This is a genomic window from Jutongia huaianensis (assembly GCF_014384985.1).
GTDB classification, from domain to species: domain Bacteria; phylum Bacillota; class Clostridia; order Lachnospirales; family Lachnospiraceae; genus Jutongia; species Jutongia huaianensis.
The window spans coordinates 142697-158024 of record NZ_JACRSX010000006.1 but is presented as its reverse complement, the minus strand read 5'-3'; the positions used below and the strand labels follow the sequence as shown (position 1 = coordinate 158024).

Below are 15328 nucleotides of genomic sequence, written 5' to 3'. Positions count from 1 at the left end.
CTTGACATGTCATTTTTCAACTGTTATATATAACTAAAGGGCAAAAAGCTCTGACAAAGAATTTTTTGCCTTTCATTATCATAGAAGAATCTTATTTACAGACTTTTTCTCATAGTCTCATTTATTCTGATGCTTGTGCTTTATGGAATTCCCAATCTGGCAAAATTTGGATCGCTGGGAACTGTTCCCTATGAACAGACATTTGATCCCCTGACTATGAAAGCAACAATAAACAATTATGATAACTCATTCCTGATCTTACTAAATTCCATTATTATGTTGTTTATCATCTTTGTGTTTATTTTATTCTATATACATAATCTGAAGTGTGTTTACCGCCTCCAGAAGAAGCAGGCAAACGGCGAACATATCAATACGTTCAAAGAAGATCTTCGTGTGATGGTAAACGGAAAGTTTCATATTACATTGCTGACACTTCCAACGCTGGGCGTGGTCATTATGAACATTTTGCCGATCCTGGTGCTGATCGCTGTGGCGTTTACTAATTATGATCAGAACCATATGCCGCCCAATGCATTGTTTCACTGGGTTGGCTTTGCGAATTTTAAGAGCCTGTTTGCCAATTCCATGACGATCACCTTTGGATACGCATTTCGTAAGATTCTTGGCTGGACATTGCTGTGGGCAGTACTGGCAACATTTACCACATTCTTCGGTGGTATTCTCCTTGCAAAGGCGATCAATTCCAAAACAACAAAATGGCCGAAAATGTGGAGAACACTTTTTATTATTGCGATTGCAGTACCGCAGTTTGTTACGCTGCTTCTGGTGCGGAATTTCTTTGCGGATACCGGAATTGTCAATACGATCTGCTCCAATCTGGGGATCACCGGATTTCTGCAGCATGTAGGTCTGGTAAGCAAGAGTATCAATTATATTCCGTTTCTGACCGAGGAACACTGGGCGAAGGTAATGATCGTGCTGATCAATATCTGGGTAGGTGTGCCGTATCAGATGCTGATCGCAACAGGAGTTTTGATGAATATTCCGGTGGATCAGCTGGAAAGTGCCCGCATTGACGGTGCCAATAAATTCCAGATCTTCTGGAAAATCACGATGCCTTATATCATGATCGTTCAGGGTCCGGCACTGATCACGGACTTTGTAAAGAATATCAATAATTTCAATGTCATTTATCTGCTGACACAGGATGTATATATTACGCCGGATCAGGCACTTGCCAACTCCAACGGTAAAGAAGTTGATCTGCTGGTTACCTGGCTGTTCCGTTTGACGAATGAATACTATAATTATAAGATGGCATCCGTCATTGGCTTGATCGTATTTATCATTTGTGCTGCATTTACCTTGGTTTCCTTCTCTAAAATGATGAAGAGAAACGGGGAAGGGGGTATGTAGAAATGAAGAAAAAAGTAGGAATCATTGTAAAACATATCGTACTTGCATTTTTGGCAGTGGTCTGGCTGTTGCCGATCCTGTGGCTTGTTGTGACAGCGTTCAGCGGATACAAAGGGATCAATATCTCTCATTTTTTTCCGGAAACCTGGTCCATTGATAATTTTGTGCAGGTTCTCTTTAAACCGGATTCCGTTGTGCAGTATGTGACCTGGTTTAAAAATACCCTTGTCATTGCGGTTTTTACCTGCATTATCTCAACAATCTTTGTGGTGATGGTCAGCTATGCAATGAGCTGTATGCGGTTCAAGGGACGGGAAGGCATGATGAGTTTTTCTCTGATCTTAAATATGTTTCCGGGGCCGCTTTTGATGATCGCAATTTATTTTATTCTGAAATCCATTGGACTCACCAATAGCCATCTGGGAATGATCATTGTTTATTCGGCAGGCTCCGGACTTGGATTTCTGATCGTCAAAGGCTTTATGGACACGATTCCGGAGTCCCTGCGGGAAGCAGCGCATATTGAGGGTGCATCGGAAGTCACAACTTTAATAAAGGTGGTTCTGCCCCTTTGTAAACCTATCATTGTGTACCAGATCATCAGCTCATTCCTGATTCCGTGGGGGGATTTCGTATTTGCAAAGCTGATGCTAAACTCCGGACTTTCCAAAGACTGGACGGTAGCGATCGGTCTTTACAATATGTTGGATAAAAGCCTGATCAATCAGTATTTTGCTGTATTCTGCGCAGGAGGTCTGCTGATCTCTATTCCAATCTCCATTTTGTTTGTGCTGATGCAGAAATGTTATGTGGAGGGTGTAACCGGAGGCGCCGTAAAAGGGTGATAACTAACAATTCTGACATAAGAAATATTATGGGCGCACCAGAAATTTTATTGTGGAGGTCTTAGTTTACAATAAGAAAGGCTAGGGTTAATAACGTGAATAGATCATTTTTGTTTGAGGGGCAGCAGGGGCTGCTTCATGGAGGAGATTATAATCCGGACCAGTGGCTGGACCGCCCGGATATATTGCAGGAGGATGTCCGTCTGATGAAAAAGGCGCATGTCAATACCGTAAGTCTTGGCATATTTTCCTGGGCCGTTTATGAGCCGGTGGAAGGCGAATATCATTTTGAATGGCTGCAGGAGATCATAGATACTTTGTATCAAAATGGTATCTGTACGGTGCTTGCAACGCCGTCGGGAGCACGCCCTGCCTGGCTGGACCGGAAGTATGAGGAGGTACGCCGTGTCAATAAATATGGCGTGCGGGAGCATCATGGAATCCGCCATAACCATTGTATGAGCTCTCGGGTATTTCGTCAGAAGGTAAAGGAAATTACGGAAAAATTATATGAGGCGGTGGGAACACATCCGGGTGTCAAGCTGTGGCATATTTCCAATGAGCTGGGAGGAGAATGTTATTGTCCTCTTTGTGCAGCGCGCTTTCAGGAATATCTGCGGAAGAAATTTCACAATGATATTCAGGAGTTGAATAAAGCCTGGTGGAATGCTTTCTGGAGTCATAATTACAGTTGCTTTGAGGAAATTGAACCACCACTGGAGTATGGTGAGAGCAGCAGCATGGGCCTTGATCTGGAATGGCGGAGATTTACCACATGGAATATGACGGATTATCTGAAATCAGAGATTGAGACTATTCGTGGACTGGGAAGTACACTCCCTATTACGACTAATTTTATGGAGCTGTATGAGGGTCTTGACTATCGGGAAATGGAAAAGGAGCTGGATGTGATATCCTGGGATTCTTACCCTAGATTTCATAATGATCATGAGAGCTTTGAAACCACTATGTGGAATACGGCCTTTCATAATACTGTGATGCAGTCCATGAAAAAGGACAGACCATTTATGCTGATGGAAAGTGCACCGGGACTGGTGAACTGGCATGTATACAATAAACTAAAACGACCATATGTACATCGTTTGTTTTCCCTGCAGGCGGTTGCCTGTGGTTCGGACACTGTGCAGTATTTTCAGTGGCGCAAGGGCAGAGGCGGTTATGAACAATATCATGGAGCCGTTGTGGATCATCTGGGTACGGATGACACGCGGACATTCCGTGAGGTCGCAGCACTGGGGGAGGACCTGGAGAAGTTGGCCGAGGTTGCAGGCAGTGTGCCGGAAGCAGAGGCTGCATTGATCCTGGACTGGGATACTATGTGGGCTGTGAATGATATGATGGGACTTGCCCGGGAGACGAAAAAATATGCCCAGACCTGTATGGAGTGGTATCGTCTGATGGCATCCATGGGATTAAATGTGAATATAATTCCGCAGACAGAGGAGCTTAGTGAATATAAGCTTGTGGTAGCCCCGATGATGTATATGCTGAAGCCGGAGACAGCTGTACGGTTGAAAGAATATATCCAAAAAGGCGGACAGCTTCTGGCAACCTATGTGACGGGATATGTTGATCAGAATCAGCTTTGTTATCTCGGAGGATTTCCGGGAGATGGCTTAAAGGATGTATTTGGTGTTATCAGTGAAGAAATTGATACCTTTTATCCGACGGATCGCAATCAGGTAACATTGTGGGATGGAAGCAAAGCTCAGGTGCGGGATTATGCAGAGCTTCTTCGTGTGCAGGAAGATGTCCGAATATTGGGACAATATGATGCGGACTTTTATCAGGGAATGCCGGCGGTGACAGAGCATTCTTATGGAGCGGGAACGGTATGTTATGTGGCAGCGCGTATGGAATCACAGGCAAACAGGCGTATTCTGGAGTTGCTTGTGTCCCGGAGTGGTTTGGACTTGCCAAAACTTCCGGAAGGAGTAGAATATCATGTAAGAGAAGCCGGGGGCGAGCGATATATATTCCTGCTAAATCTGGAAGAAAAGGAAAAGCAGATAGACGAAATCAATGGAACAGATCTGCTGACACAGAAGCTTTGTGATGGTACCGTAAAGCTGGAACCGTATGGTGTGATGGTGGTAAAAGTAAAACAGGGATAATATAAAGGGGAAATTTGATTTCCCAATAAGGAAAGTATTTAATACCTAATGTATTAAATATAAATGTATCGTCTCAGACGGCAGCTCTGTATTTGGACACAGGGCTGCCGTTTTGTGATTTATTATCTGGAATTTTATGCGGGGGAACAAGCTCCCTTGTGTTGCAAATCTGTGATATGGAAAGGAGAAGGAAAGACCATGAAAATGATCAAGGGAATGGATATTTCTACGCTTTTGGAGGAAGAAGCGTGTGGGGCAAAATATTATGATTTTGGGGAGGAAGCTGATCTTCTGGATATATTGAAGCGGTACGGAGTAAACTCTGTCCGCCTGCGTCTCTGGAATGATCCTTATGATGAACAGGGGAATCCGTATGGTGCGGGAACCAATGATCTGGACAAGACGATCTGTATGGCAAAACGGGCAAAAGCGTCAGGAATGGGATTTTTGCTGGATTATCACTACAGTGATTTCTGGGCAGATCCGGGTAAGCAGATTGTGCCGAAGGCATGGCAGGGATACGGACCGGAGCAGTTGGAAGAGGCAGTGTACGAATATACGGTCAGTACAATGACGGTACTGCGGGAGGCCGGTGTGGCCCCAACCATGGTACAGGTGGGAAACGAGCTCACTAACGGACTTTTGTGGCCGACCGGTCAGAAACCCAATTTCGATCAGCTTGCAAAATATATTAATGCAGGAATCCGTGGTGTCAGAGAGGTGGATGATCAGGTGAAAATTATGATCCATCTGGATAATGGCGGCTTTAATGAAATGTATGTAGAATGGTTTGATCATTTTATGGAGCGTGGGGAGGATTTTGATGTGATCGGTCTTTCCTATTATCCGTTCTGGCATGGAACGCTGGATCAGCTGGAATACAATATGCGGGATTTGGCGAAACGTTATCAGAAAGAGCTGGTGGTAGCGGAGGTATCTATGGGATTTACCATGGAGGATTACCGTGACCGGGAGGGTGATCCGGATAAAAGGTTAAAGGGTATGGCAACAAAACCGGAGCTTGTGGAAAATCTGGAATATCCTATGACTCCTAAGGGGCAGGCAGATTTTATGGAGGATATTATGCACAGGATCAAGTCTGTTCCCGGCGGTCTGGGCTTTTACTACTGGGAGCCGGCATGGATTCCGGTGCCGGGCTGCGGATGGGCCACGGAGGCGGCACTTCGTTATACCGGCGAGGAGGGACCGGGAGGAAATGAATGGGCCAATCAGGCATTGTTTGATTATGATGGAAATTCTTTGCCGGCGCTGCGCAGAATCCGGGATTTCCGGTAGGGAAAATGGAGAGAAAAAATTAGTGTAATTAAGAAGAAGGTACTATTGACATATTTAGTCAAAGAAAAGAATAGAGGGCACAATATGAAGAATATTACAATGGATTATTTACGAAATCATACATTTGAATTGACCGGTCTGGAGGAGCAGACTGTGGCGAAAGAGAAAACGAGTGCGATGTTTTCCCCGCAGCAATTAAGCAGGCTGCCGCGGGGAGACATGGACCGGTTTGATGAACTGAATATCCGTATTAATGATATGATCCGGGAGCTGTTTGATACGAAAGAGCAGTTTAGCCAGAAATGCAATCTGAAATATGAAACGGTCAGAAAATACATACGTGTGCGCAGTGGGAAAACCCTGCCCAAGGAAATGCTTGCAAAGTTTGTGATCGCCTGTGGTCTTTCCCTGGAGGAAGCCGACGAATTATTCGAATTAAGAGATCACGCTCTGCAGCCGGATAAAATTCTATTAGATGCCGTGATCGTACATTGTCTGCAAAATCATTATGATCTTGATGAGTTCTTTGATACATGCAATCAGGTAAATCTGGATATTGAATATAAAATTTAAAAGTTGGGATAAAAAATCCCAATGTGGGGCTTTATGGTTTGGTAAGATGGCATCAACATAAAGAAAGGAGTTGACGCATATGTCAAAGAAAAGATTTACCTGGGAAAATTTCCCGTATGATTTTTTGAAAGCAATCGCTTATGGAAAGGAGACACCGGCAAGGTTACGACCAGGAAACGTGTATGAGGAGAAGGATGTAGAATTTCTGATCCCTCATATCAGTTATATTTGTGGTTATCCGGATGACTATTTTGTAAGAAAATATCGAAAATCCATTGAAGATTATTTTCTCAACGGATCCAATCATTTAATTCAGGTGGTGCGCCGGTTGGAGCGATTGAACTATGGTGGTATCCATCTGGGAGAAAACGATGAAATGCTTTTTGCATTGCGTCAGAAACGAATGACACAGACCTTATGTGATGTTTATTTAAGTGAGCTGCGTATGACGGGAAAGGCTGTGTACAATGATGAGGAGAGTGTTTTCCAGCTTCCTAAGACGTTGGATCTGACCATTGCACAACCGGATAAAATTACATTGTATTCTTATCAGGAAAAAGCGGTGGAGGCGATGCATCAGTACTTTTTGAACGAAGATCGTAGTTCCGCTATTTTGTCTATGCCGACAGGAAGTGGAAAAACCAGAACCAGTGTGTACTATCTGCTTCACGATATGATCAGTCAGGGGTATCAGGTGATCTGGCTGTGTCATCGTTCTATGCTGATCGAGCAGGCGGCGGAGCAGTTTTACAAATTTTCCCCTTTGATCAGGGAACAAAATCAATCCATGGAGCAGTTTAAAATGGTTTGTATTTCCGGGAAGCATGCGAGTGTGCGGGCGATGGAACCGGATGATAATCTGATTATTTCCAGTGTGCAGAGTCTGTGTAACAATACCGTATATCTGCCAAATATTCTGGCAGAGAAGGTAATGATCGTTGTAGATGAGGCACATCATACATTGGCACCGTCTTATCGGAGGATTATCCGGACGATCCGTGAGAAAAGACCGGGTGCCAAGCTTCTGGGGCTTACGGCGACGCCGGTGCGCCTGACGGAGAAGGCGACAGGGCAGTTGATGAAAATTTTTGATAATAAAATTGTATTTTCTGTGACAATGAGTGATCTGATCGCTGACAAGACCCTGGCAACGCCGCAATATATTCCTGTGGATACCAATATTGATATTGAAACACTGATCGATATTGATGAGCGGAAATATATTGCCAAATGGGGAGAACTGCCGGAATCTCTGGTGATGAAGGTTGCAAAAATAAATGAGAGAAATGATATTATTGTGGACGAATATGTGCGCAATAAGGAAAAATACGGAAAGACAATTATTTTTGCATTAAATGCGATTCATTGTGATTCGTTAAATGAGGCGTTTCGGAAGAAGGGAATCCGAAGTGACTACGTTTACACGATGATCGGCAATGCAGAAAACCAGAGAACCATTGACCGTTTCCGGCATAATGAGGCAGAGGATGGGATTGATGTTTTGATCAACATCAATATATTGACAGAGGGAAGCGATATTCCGGATATTCAGACCGTTTTTCTTACCAGACCAACGACCAGTGACGTACTGTTGATGCAAATGGTCGGCAGGGGAATGCGGGGAGCAGGATGCGGTGGTACAGATACCGTTAATATTGTGGATTTTTGTGATAAGTGGACTAGCATTACAAGCTGGCTGAACCCGCAGTTCCTTTTGGGGATGGAGGATCCGGAGGAGAAGACGTTGAAAAGAAAGCGTTATATTTATGATATGATACCAATGGACGCAATTCGCGATATTGTGCGGGGAATCAGCTACAAAGGAGAATTTGCCGAAGTTCGTCAGGGGACATTGCCGGTGGGATGGTATGATGTCATTGATGAATATGGAAATGATGCCAGGGTATTAGTGTTTGAAAATCAGTTGGGGGGATATCAGGCATTCAAAGAGGATTCACAGAATTATTTCGAAGATGAGAATACAACCGGGCGGCAGTTGATTTCCCGATATTTTAGAAATTTTGGTATGCTGCCCGGAGAAAAGGAGTTAGAGGATCTGCTTTGTTATATCAGACAGGAAAAAACATTTCCGGAGTTAAAGCGTTTTGAAGTACGTGATCAAATGGAACCGTTTGCTTTGTCTGAGAGGATCAAGCAGGGAGATATGACATACACCGACACTATGAACAGCATCCGGGAGGCATATGAACAGAACAGGGAAATTGCGGAAAGTCTTTATGGAAACTTTGAATATTACAAAAAAAGAGTGATGAATTGTCTGATGTTTCCAAATGGGATTGTGCCTATCGGTACCCGTGTGGAGGAAGTAGACAAAGAGGTTTTTCATTTGTCTCCGGAACCAATGAAGGAGAGTATCGAGGATTTGCTGACGGAGGTCATTGAGGAAAACAGAGAGCATTTGCAGAAGGATTTTGTACGGCCGGAAATTCAATGGACAGATCGTGCAATGGCGTCATATTGGGGCGTGTTTTACCATGACTACAATCTGATATATATTAATTCTCTTTTAAATTCAGAGAGTGTTGATAAGGAGGTTGTAAAATTTGTAATCTACCATGAATGCCTGCATCAGGAATTTACAGGACATCCGAAGGAGTTTCGGGACAAGGAACGGTTGTATAAGGATTTTCAGATACAAGAGCATTTTCTTGATTATATTCTGAGAGATTTTGATGGAAAATTTGATTATTGATAAGGAGAAAGAAAATGAAAAAAGTTGTATTTTGCGAGATTGCATGGATGAAATATTATTCCGGTGTGTCAGAGGATGACCAGCCGGTCAACGGTGGAAAATATGTTAAAGAAAACAAGGAAGGAGGAGAAATTTATAATTTTGCCCCGTACAATCATCAGTGTTATGGATATGTTATGCATCAGGGAGAGGAACTTCATATTGAGCGTTATGATAAGATCTTACGGGATTTTGATGAAGTACGGGATATGACAGTGGTATGGGTTGCCTCGGATGGAAAAAGCAGCAAGATTGTTGGCTGGTATGAGCATGCGACCATGTATCGTTTCTGGCAGCAGTTTTATGATTCCCTGTATTGTGGTGACTGGAGAAACAGTTACAATTTTGTGGCAGAGGAAAAGGACTGTTATCTGATTGACGAGAAGGATCGGAGCTTTGTAGTTCCCCGTGCACCGCTTGCAGGTAAAGGAAAAGGGATGGGGCAGTCACAGGTATGGTATGCAGATTCAGAATATGCGCAGGAAGAAATTATTCCAAAAGTAATTGCTTATCTGGAGTCCATGAAAGAGAAGTGTATCCCTATTTATGATACGATAGAAACTTTGTCGGAATGTGCACCGGATCATGGAGAAACGGCGGAGGAGCTGATGGACCAATGCGTTAAAGAATTTTCTGATGGAACCGGTGATCTGCTCAAATCATTTGCTTATGCGAATCTGGCGGTGGAAAAGGATGACTGTATGGAAACACGGGAACTGAGAGGGGATCTGTATTCTGAGATTGGCTGGTACAATGAAGCGGAAGAGGAATATAAGACCGCATTACATCAGGAGGAAAATCTCAATATTATGGAAAAGCTGATGTATATTGAATTAATGATGGGACAGACGTTTCTTGCGATTGAGCTGGGGGAGACAATAAGACAACATAAAAATGACGAAAACAATAACTGGGATCTAACTTCCGGCAATTTGGTATTTGCTTATATCGGCGAGAACGAATTTGACAAGGCAGCTTTTTTGATCGCGGAATGTGAAAAGGACGGAGACCGGGAGTACGGCTGGATTGAGGAAGCAAAGATGGTTTTGGCAGAATGTAGACAGAACATCAAGAAGAAATAACAAATCGAAAGGGATCATAAAAAGCAAACATTCTCACAATATTGAGATTGTTTGCTTTTTTTCTCTTTTTATATCCTTTCCGTGGTACAATGTGCAAAAAGGAGGAAAGTCATGCAGAATATTTTGATCATAGAGGATGATCCGGACTTAAATCAGACGATCGGTTATGCTCTGGAAAAAGCGGGATATGGCGTATTTCGTGCGGACAGCATCCGGAAAGCGGAGACAATATTTGTCCGGGAAAAGATTTGTCTGGTGCTGCTGGATGTGAATCTGCCGGATGGAGAGGGCTACACGTTTTGCCGTTGGGCAAAGGCGCAGAGAGAGGTGCCGGTGATCTATCTGACGGCAAGGGATCTGGAGGAGGATGCGCTGGAGGGATATGAGTCGGGAGCAGAGGATTATGTGACGAAGCCCTTTTCTATGAAGATTTTGTTGAAGAAGCTGGATGTGGTTTTAAAGAGGCTGACACCGGCGGACAGTCAGGTGTTTCAGGATGATCATCTGAGGATGGATCTGGAGCAGGCGAGACTGTATGTGGATGGCAGAGAGTGCAGCGTGACGCCGACAGAGGTCCGGATGCTGCGTCTGTTTCTTTCAAACCGGGGGCAGCTTTTGACTTACGAGGTGATGCTGGACCGTTTATGGGACAGTGGCGGTCAGTTTGTGGATAAACACGCTCTGGCAGTAAATGTAAACCGATTGCGGCAGAAGCTGGAGGATGCGGAGCATAAATATATTTCTAATGTATATGGAGTGGGATATCAATGGATTGGATAATTGGAATCGGAATGATGGCTTTGGGAATTGCGGTAGTGGTGCTTTTGTGGAGAAACTATTGTTTGCGTAAAGAGGCGGCGCAGTTTGCCGGGAAGGTGGAGCAGGCACTGGACGCCATTGTAACCGGAAAGGAATGGAAGCGGCAGGGAGAGCTGACGGATAGCCTCTGGGATCGCATAGAGACACAGCTTGCAAAGGCAGAACATGTCTTTCAAAGAAAGCAGGAAGAAAGTCTTCGGGAGAAGGAGACGGTCAAGGGACTGATCTCGGACATTTCCCATCAGACGCGGACGCCTCTTGCAAATATGAAGCTGTATGTGGAGTTGTTGGAGGAGGAAACACTTTCCGGGGAGGGGACCGGATTTCTGGCAAAGCTGTGCGAACAGACGGAAAAAATGGATTTTCTGATGCAGAGTATGGTAAAAATGTCCCGGCTGGAGACAGGGATTTTGCAGATCCGGCAGGAAAAACAGGATCTGTCAGAGACGATCCGCCGGGCTGTTGCGGATGTGGTTCCGGCGGCAGCGGCCAAGGAGATTGATCTGTTTGTGGATTGTCCGGATGGAATGATGGTGCCTCATGACGGAAAATGGACGCAGGAGGCGGTGTCCAATATATTGGACAATGCAGTGAAGTATACGGAATCCGGTGGGCAGATTCATCTTTCCGTGGAAAGACAGGAGATATTCTGGCAGATTGCCATTGCGGATACGGGAAAAGGAATTGCCGTGGAACGGCAGGCACAGATTTTTACGAGATTTTACCGGGAACCGGAGGTTCACGATAAACCCGGTGTGGGAATCGGACTATATCTTGCCAGAAGGATTATTGAATTACAGAAGGGCTACATTGAGGTGCGGTCAGAGACAGGGAAGGGAGCCTGCTTCCGGTTGTATCTTCCTGTATAAAAAGTCACAATTTTGTGATGATCTTTCATTGAGACCGGTTTGTGATTTTTCGATGATATGATGTAAGAGTCAGGGATTGGGGATGCTTGCAATATTCCGGAAATTGTATGGCACCGGAGTGATCCATGGCATTATATCTGTTGAAAGAGGAGGAAAAACCATGGGAAAGTATATCGTAGAGACGAAAAATCTCAAGAAATATTATGAAATGGGAAACAATATGGTAAAAGCTTTGGATGGCGTTGATTTTTGTGTGAAGGAGCATGAATTTGTGGCCATTATCGGAAAGAGCGGATCAGGCAAAAGCACACTGCTTCATATGCTGGGTGGTCTTGATATCCCCACTTCGGGAGAGGTTGTGGTAGATGGCAAGGCGCTTTTGGGGTTAAAGAAGGAGCAGCTTGCTATTTTCCGGCGAAGAAATATTGGTTTTATTTTTCAGAATTATAATCTGGTGCCGGATCTGAGCGTGTATGAAAATGTAATCCTGCCGGTGGAGCTGGACGGCAGACATGTGGATCGGGAGTATGTCAAAGAAATACTGGAGTTATTAGGGCTGTCCGAAAAAAAGGACACTCTGCCGGGAAATCTGTCGGGAGGGCAGCAGCAGAGAGCCGCAATTGCCAGAGCACTTGCGGCGAAGCCTGCAATTATTCTGGCAGATGAGCCTACCGGAAATCTGGACAGTGCCACCAGCCATGATGTGCTGGGGCTTTTAAAGATGGCGGCAAAGCAGTTTTGTCAGACATTGATCCTGATCACACACGACCGGGATATTGCCCAGCTCGCCGACCGTATTGTTCATATTGAGGACGGCAGGATCGTAGGGGACACACGGAAGGGAAGTGATGTCGATGCTTAAAAATCCCAACAATGCAGTTGTTAAGAGAATGGCACATCATTCATTGAAGACAGGCAAAAGGAGGACTGTGACGTTATTTCTGGCCATTTTTCTTTCTGCCTTTATGATATTTACAATCTTTACGGTAGGTGTCACTTATTTTAAACTGCAGAAGATTCAAAACATCCGGCTGTCCGGGGCGGAGTTTGATGCGATCATGTATGGTGTAACAGGGGAACAGGCGCAGAAGTGCGGGAAGAATCCGGATATTACGCTGACCGGCTTTCTTGGTCTTTGCGGCTGGGTCGAGAAAACGGACCGCGATAATACACCGAACGTCGGACTTGGCTGGGCAGATGAAAATTACTGGTCAAAAATGATGAAACCGGCAAGGGAGAAGTTAGAGGGGAAATATCCGGTTGCGGAAGATGAGATCATGGTGACAAAAGAGGCATTAGAGGAATGCGGATACGGAGAGCTTAAGGTCGGTGATTCCATTACCGTGACTTATGGGGAGTATATTGGTGTACAGAAGGGAACCTTTCGGATCAGCGGGATATGGGATGGTTACGGAACGAAGAAGATGTTCTATATGTCTAAAGCGTTTTATGAGCAGTCGGGATGGAAGCGTTCCGATGCTGCATCCGGAAGATATTTTATAAGCTTTCGTCAGAGACTGATGACAAAGAAAACGCAGAATGCATTTATAAAGAGTATGAAACTGGGGAAACAGCAGAATCTTTTTTTTGTCTCAGATCTGGGGGAATCCGTTAAGATCCTTGAAGGACTTATCGGGCTGAGTATCATTACCTGTCTGTGTGCTTATTTGCTGATCTACAATATTATGTATCTTTCTGTGGCAGGCAGGGTACGGCATTATGGACTGCTTCAGACCATCGGCATGACGGAGCGGCAGATCAGGGGTATGCTGAAAGAACAGCTTCTTCTGGTAGGATCTGCAGGCATCGGAAGCGGCTGTGTGGCAGGAGCGTTTATTTCGTTTTTTCTGATTCCGGTTATCGTAAAAAGTCTCGGAATACGGAAGGGGTATGTGGGTGCGATCGGTGTACAGTTTCACCCGGCGGTTTTGGCGGTGACCATATTGCTGGCGGGGCTTACGATCGGTCTGGCGGGCTGGAAGCCGGTGCGAAAGGCGGCAAAGATTTCTCCGCTGGAAGCACTGGGATACCGTCCGTCATCGGGAGCGAGGAGAGACAGAAAAGCAACGCGGGGAAATGTCATCACACGGATTTCCCTGGAGCAGTTTGTGAAGGATAAGAAACGGACCGCGATGGTTCTTTTGTCTCTGGCGATGAGTCTGTCTGTGTATCTTTGTGTTGTCACAATGCTGGGTGGCCAGGCTGCGCGCGCGATCGTGTCCAATAACATGGACACAGATCTCGTTATCCAAAACGATACAGGCACCAAGGAAAAGGCAAAGGATCGGAAAGATATTTTTAGCAGTGCCCTGGTGAAGTCGATTCAAAGCCGGAAAGACGTTACCGAGATGCATGCAGTGTTATTTTCGGAGATTACCATTCCATGGGAACCGGATTTCATGGAAACGTGGATGAAGGAATTTTATGAAAAATGGATGAGCATACCTTATGAAAAGGAGCGAAAGGAGTACCGGGAGCATCCTGAAAACTTTGGAACCAGTCTGCTCGGCATAGACGAACAGGAATTTGATCGTCTGAATCAGACGTTTGAAACGCCCATATCCAAAAAGGATTTCATCACAGGAAAAGCGTGTATTATTTACCGGAATGGACTGGAGCTTGCCGATAAGGATCTCGTGGGCAAAAAAGTGACATGTACGCTCTATCAAGATAGCAACAAGAGTAAAAGCTTTACGGTGGCAGGTGTAACGGATGACTCCTATTACACGGCACTTCTTGGATATCCACCAACACTCATTGTCAGCGATCAGGTGGTGAAGTCGTTTGACGAGGAAGCATTTATTCTGAAAGCGGGGATCTGTTATAAGAAGGAGTATGACCGTGGAACGGAGAAGGCGGTTTTGTCACTTCTGAAGAAGGATGCCAATGCACGGGATTTTTCCTGGGAATCCAAGATCGAGGAGGCAGACGAAATGCGAAAGGCACAGGGCAACATGCCTCAGATCGGAATGGGTATTGTATTGATTCTTGCGTTTATTGGGATCATGAACTATATGAATACGTTTGTGGTAAACGTGCAGAGCCGGATGACGGAGCTGTCAGTGATGGAAAGTGTCGGCATGACTGACCGGCAGCTCATGGGAATGCTTGTCCGGGAAGGAGCTCTTTATGCAGGGGGAGCATGGGGGCTTACGCTGACAGCAGGACTGGGAATCGTCTATCTGATCTATCAGACAATGAATTACCGGGGTGTTTCGTTTTTGGTGCCAGTTGTACCGCTTCTGTTGGCAGCGGCTATCAGCTTTGTGGTCTGCATTGCAATTCCGGTGGTAACATGGAAGGTGCTGGAACGACAGGGAACCGTGGTGGAACGGATCAAAGGGGTGGAATAGAAGGGGGATCAATTAATAAGTGGAAAGGGATTTTAATGCCTCTTCCTTTTTTCGAAGAGCTGTTTCTGTATCGGATAGTTTCTGCTTTATTTGTGCATATTCATAAATAAAATCAGGAAAATATTTTTGGAGAACCAGCTCTTCTATTTTTTTATATGTATCAGAAGAAGGAGGAATTACACCGGGATGTTGATATAAGATGCGGTTAACGCTGACAGTTCGTA

The 15328-nt window shown here is 44.9% G+C and carries 11 protein-coding genes; all 11 read left to right on the top strand.

Features of this window, described 5'->3' with window-relative positions:
* The first annotated feature begins 135 nt into the window (after positions 1 to 135).
* The 11 genes from H8704_RS07015 (at position 136) to H8704_RS06965 (ending at position 15104) form a co-directional block, all read left to right on the top strand.
* Positions 136 to 1380 carry a carbohydrate ABC transporter permease gene (locus H8704_RS07015; protein ID WP_249297787.1) on the top strand — a complete coding sequence of 415 codons (1245 nt, stop codon included), beginning with the start codon at positions 136 to 138 and terminating at the stop codon, positions 1378 to 1380.
* Positions 1381 to 1382: 2 nt separating this feature from the next.
* Entirely contained in the window at positions 1383 to 2225 is an 843-nt protein-coding gene (locus tag H8704_RS07010) for a sugar ABC transporter permease (RefSeq protein WP_249297786.1), read from the top strand.
* Between the two features lie 95 nt (positions 2226 to 2320).
* A complete protein-coding gene (locus H8704_RS07005) occupies positions 2321 to 4360 on the top strand; it encodes a beta-galactosidase (RefSeq protein WP_249297785.1) in 2040 nt (679 codons plus the stop codon).
* A 198-nt stretch (positions 4361 to 4558) separates the two neighbouring features.
* A complete protein-coding gene (locus H8704_RS07000; RefSeq protein WP_118679144.1) occupies positions 4559 to 5656 on the top strand; it encodes a glycoside hydrolase family 53 protein in 1098 nt (365 codons plus the stop codon).
* Positions 5657 to 5740: 84 nt separating this feature from the next.
* Positions 5741 to 6229 carry a hypothetical protein gene (locus tag H8704_RS06995; protein WP_022465771.1) on the top strand — a complete coding sequence of 163 codons (489 nt, stop codon included), beginning with the start codon at positions 5741 to 5743 and terminating at the stop codon, positions 6227 to 6229.
* Positions 6230 to 6308: 79 nt separating this feature from the next.
* On the top strand, positions 6309 to 8942 hold the full coding sequence (locus H8704_RS06990) for a DEAD/DEAH box helicase (RefSeq protein WP_249297784.1): 2634 nt from the start codon (positions 6309 to 6311) through the stop codon (positions 8940 to 8942).
* A gap of 14 nt (positions 8943 to 8956) precedes the next feature.
* Positions 8957 to 10063: a tetratricopeptide repeat protein gene (locus H8704_RS06985; RefSeq protein WP_249297783.1), complete on the top strand. Its 1107-nt coding sequence runs from the start codon at positions 8957 to 8959 to the stop codon at positions 10061 to 10063.
* A 111-nt stretch (positions 10064 to 10174) separates the two neighbouring features.
* Entirely contained in the window at positions 10175 to 10843 is a 669-nt protein-coding gene (locus H8704_RS06980) for a response regulator transcription factor (RefSeq protein ID WP_118679116.1), read from the top strand.
* On the top strand, positions 10831 to 11751 hold the full coding sequence (locus tag H8704_RS06975; protein ID WP_022465767.1) for a sensor histidine kinase: 921 nt from the start codon (positions 10831 to 10833) through the stop codon (positions 11749 to 11751). Before H8704_RS06980 ends, H8704_RS06975 begins: the two co-directional genes overlap by 13 nt.
* 160 nt (positions 11752 to 11911) lie before the next feature.
* Positions 11912 to 12613 (top strand): ABC transporter ATP-binding protein, encoded by a 702-nt coding sequence (locus H8704_RS06970; RefSeq protein ID WP_249297782.1) that lies wholly within the window; start codon positions 11912 to 11914, stop codon positions 12611 to 12613.
* Complete coding sequence (locus H8704_RS06965; protein ID WP_249297781.1) at positions 12600 to 15104, top strand: ABC transporter permease; 2505 nt, start codon at positions 12600 to 12602, stop codon at positions 15102 to 15104. The genes H8704_RS06970 and H8704_RS06965 overlap by 14 nt, the downstream gene beginning before the upstream one ends.
* Positions 15105 to 15328 lie beyond the last annotated feature (224 nt).

Coding starts and splice junctions, on each gene's coding strand:
- H8704_RS06980 (WP_118679116.1), top strand. CDS start 10,175: ATGCAGAATATTTTGATCATAGAGGATGATCCGGACTTAAATCAGACG.
- H8704_RS06970 (WP_249297782.1), top strand. CDS start 11,912: ATGGGAAAGTATATCGTAGAGACGAAAAATCTCAAGAAATATTATGAA.
- H8704_RS06995 (WP_022465771.1), top strand. CDS start 5,741: ATGAAGAATATTACAATGGATTATTTACGAAATCATACATTTGAATTG.
- H8704_RS07000 (WP_118679144.1), top strand. CDS start 4,559: ATGAAAATGATCAAGGGAATGGATATTTCTACGCTTTTGGAGGAAGAA.
- H8704_RS06965 (WP_249297781.1), top strand. CDS start 12,600: ATGTCGATGCTTAAAAATCCCAACAATGCAGTTGTTAAGAGAATGGCA.
- H8704_RS06985 (WP_249297783.1), top strand. CDS start 8,957: ATGAAAAAAGTTGTATTTTGCGAGATTGCATGGATGAAATATTATTCC.
- H8704_RS07010 (WP_249297786.1), top strand. CDS start 1,383: ATGAAGAAAAAAGTAGGAATCATTGTAAAACATATCGTACTTGCATTT.
- H8704_RS06990 (WP_249297784.1), top strand. CDS start 6,309: ATGTCAAAGAAAAGATTTACCTGGGAAAATTTCCCGTATGATTTTTTG.
- H8704_RS06975 (WP_022465767.1), top strand. CDS start 10,831: ATGGATTGGATAATTGGAATCGGAATGATGGCTTTGGGAATTGCGGTA.